This window comes from Streptomyces sp. NPDC004561, from assembly GCF_053602155.1.
This window is the reverse complement of record NZ_JBSGDB010000727.1, coordinates 1-3,019: the sequence shown is the minus strand read 5'-3', so window position 1 is coordinate 3,019 and position 3,019 is coordinate 1. Positions and strand designations below refer to the sequence as shown.

Sequence of the window (3,019 nt, the reverse complement as noted above, 5' to 3'; positions counted from 1 at the left end):
ACAAACTCCGTCTCACACACCCGGGCGCCCGGTCCTTGGGGTTTTGGGGGACGGGCCGCCGCGGTGTGCCGAGGGCGCTGGGTCAGCCGTTGTCGCGGGCTCCACGGCGGCGCATGCCGAAGAAGACCGCGCCACCGCCGACGACGACCAGCGCGCCCGCGATGCCGGCGATCAGCGGCGTGTTGGAGTTCGCACCGGTCTCGGCGAGGTTCGAGTCACCGGCCGCCGGGGACGGCGCGTTGCCCGGCGTGGTCGCCGGGGCCGAGCTGGACGCCGAGGCCGACGGGGTCGGGGTCGCCGACTCGGCCGGGGCGGACTTCGACGGCGACGGCTTGCTGCTGGCCGGCGGGGTCGGGGACCCTTCCGTCGTGCAGGCCGTGGCCGGGGTGACCAGGTCCGGGATGAACTGGTCGAAGTGGAAGCCGCCGCCGTTGACCTTGACCTCGACGAGGTAGGTGGTGCCGGCCTTCCAGTCCACGGAGATGGGGGTCTTCGTGCCCTTGGCGGAGCCTTTGACCTCCCCCTCGGCAACCTTCGTCTCGACGGCGTCGTTCTTCTCGAACACGGTGATGTGAGCGTTGGTGCGGGACGAGTCGTTGTCGGTGATGACGATCTGACCCTTGCCACCGGTGCAGCCGGCTTCGGCCGTGAAGTCACCGATCTGGCACGCCAACGCCGAACTGGACACACCCAGCACCACGGCGGCCGAGGCGGAGGCAACGCCCAGGATGCGCACGGAACGGCGTGCGCTGCGACGAGTTATGGACACGTTTGTCCTTTACAGAGTGCATAACTGCGGGGGGTTACAGGGGCGTTGGGGCGACGGATGGGGTGAGGCCCCAGCACCCCCAAGAGGCTCACAGGTTTATAAGCGCTCCGTAAGAAGTGTCAATGCATATGCCGCCAACGGTCGTTGACTTTGCCTGCTTATTAACCACCCAGAAGTTTGATCGCTTCCGGCGCCTGCTCGATCCGGTCAACGAGGGTGATTCGGGACTCCATTGACCGCCCCTCGGCGAGCGCCCGGAGCAGCGGCCAGGCCGGCAGGTCCCGCGTCCAGTGCTCCCGGTCCACGAGCACCATCGGCGCCGGCTCGCCACGCGACTCGTAGTAGTTGGGGGTCGCGTTGTCGAAGATCTCCTGCACCGTCCCGGCGGCGCCCGGCAGGAACACCACCCCGGCGGTGGAGCGGGCCAGCAGGCCGTCCTCGCGGGTGGCGTTGGCGAAGTACTTGGCGATGTGCGAGGCGAAGGCGTTCGGCGGCTCGTGGCCGTAGAACCAGGTGGGGATGCCGACCGACTCCCCGCCGCCGGGCCAGCGGTCACGCACCTCGAAGGCGGCCCGCGCCCAGTCCGTGACCGAGGGCCGGAACGAGGGTGCCTTGGCGAGGAGTTGGAGCGCCTCGCCGAGCATGCCGTCCGCGAACGGGGCGGCGTACGCGCCGAGGTTCGCCGCCTCCATCGCACCCGGCCCGCCGCCGGTGGCGACCGTGAACCCGGCGCGGGTCAGCTCACGGCCGAGGCGGGCGGCGCCCGCGTACTCGGCGGTGCCGCGGGCCATCGCGTGGCCGCCCATGACCCCCACCACCCGGGCGCCGGAGAGGAGTTCGTCCAGCGCGTCGGAGACGGCGTCGTCGTGGATCGCGCGGAGCATCGAGGCGAAGACGTCACCGTCGGCCGTCGTCCGCCGGAACCAGTCGTGGGCGCGCGCGTCCGGTGTCGCCTCGTAGCCGTCCTCCAGCGACTCGAACAACTCGCCGGGTGTGTAGGCGAAGCCCCGGTACGGGTCGAAGGGGAGGCCCGGGACCGGCGGGAACACCAGGGCGCCCGCCGAGCGGACGTGGGCGGCGGCCTCGGGGGTCATCGGGCAGCCGAGGAAGACGGCTCCGGTGGTGTCGAGGCCGAGCAGCACATCGGTGCGGGACGTCAGATCCACGGCCTGGACGCGGTATCGGGTCAGCGAGCCGTGCTCGGCGACCACCTCGTCGAACTCCGCGAGCGACTCGATCTCACAGGTACGGGCGGCACGGTGCGGCTGGGCGGGTGTCGGATGCACCCGCCCATGCTAGGCACGGATGTTCGGGCGGGCGGGGTCAGCCCTGGATCGCGGCCGGGTCCATCCACACGATCTCCCAGGTGTGCCCGTCGAGGTCGTCGAAGGAACGGCCGTACATGAAGCCGTGGTCCTGGGTCTCGCCGCTCTCGGTGCCGCCCGCCGCGAGGGCCTTGGCGACCAGCTCGTCGACCTTCTCGCGGCTCTCGGCGCTCAGACAGACCAGCACCTCGCTGGTCGTGGTGGCGTCGGCGATCTCCTTCTTGGTGAAGGTCGCGTAGAACGGCTTGGTGAGCAGCATCGCGACAATGGTGTCGCTGATCACCACGGACGCCGCCTTCTCGTCGCTGAACTGCGGGTTGATCGTGTAGCCCAGCTCCGTGAAGAACTTCTTCGAGGCGTCGAGGTCGTTCACGGGCAGGTTCACGAAGATCATCTGCTGGTACATGGGGGCGTCTCCCGGTTCGTGTGCCGAATCGTTCGCCGGGGTAGACACCGGGCCGCGGCGAAACTCATCGGCGGCCCGGAACTTCTTTCGGCGACTTCTCAGCGGACGAGCGGAAGTGCCGCCAACGAGGCGATCCCCAGGGTGAGGGGCCCGAACAGGGCCAGCAGGGCGGCCGCGCGCAGGACCGCGGCACCGCGCAGCATCGTGGCCGGCGCGCCGAGGCGGAGCAGGGCCGCGGTGGTCTCGGCGCGGCACTGGCGGGTCTCGACGGCCGCGGTCAGCAGGGTCGCGACCGTGCAGCCGACGACGACGAGCGCGCCGAGGGTGCGCAGCGGGCCGAAGGAGGGCGCGGGGTCGTCGTACAGGGCGGTCATGGCGTACCCGGCCGACGCGACCGCGCACACCACGCCGAGGGGGCGCCCGATCCGCCGCGCCTGCTCGACATCTGCGCCACCTCCGACGGCGGCGCCGCCCTGGTGCTCTCCAGCATGGAGTTCGCACGGCGGCACGGCGCGGCGC

General features: G+C 70.9%; 3 protein-coding genes and 1 pseudogene. All 4 read right to left on the bottom strand.

From position 1 onward, the window contains the following. Nucleotides 1-82: 82 nt before the first annotated feature. Nucleotides 83-769, bottom strand: coding sequence for an LAETG motif-containing sortase-dependent surface protein (locus ACWEN3_RS44325; protein ID WP_452983780.1), 687 nt, complete (start codon nucleotides 767-769; stop codon nucleotides 83-85). Between the two features lie 161 nt (nucleotides 770-930). Beyond that, nucleotides 931-2,055 (bottom strand): LOG family protein, encoded by a 1,125-nt coding sequence (locus ACWEN3_RS44320; protein WP_452983777.1) that lies wholly within the window; start codon nucleotides 2,053-2,055, stop codon nucleotides 931-933. A 37-nt stretch (nucleotides 2,056-2,092) separates the two neighbouring features. Beyond that, nucleotides 2,093-2,500: a VOC family protein gene (locus ACWEN3_RS44315; RefSeq protein ID WP_452983774.1), complete on the bottom strand. Its 408-nt coding sequence runs from the start codon at nucleotides 2,498-2,500 to the stop codon at nucleotides 2,093-2,095. Between the two features lie 98 nt (nucleotides 2,501-2,598). Beyond that, a pseudogene (locus ACWEN3_RS44310) lies at nucleotides 2,599-3,019 on the bottom strand (hypothetical protein); the annotation flags it as partial.

What these genes read in the sequence shown, in the direction of transcription:
- ACWEN3_RS44315 (WP_452983774.1), bottom strand. Translation starts at nt 2,500, where the DNA reads ATGTACCAGCAGATGATCTTCGTGAACCTGCCCGTGAACGACCTCGAC.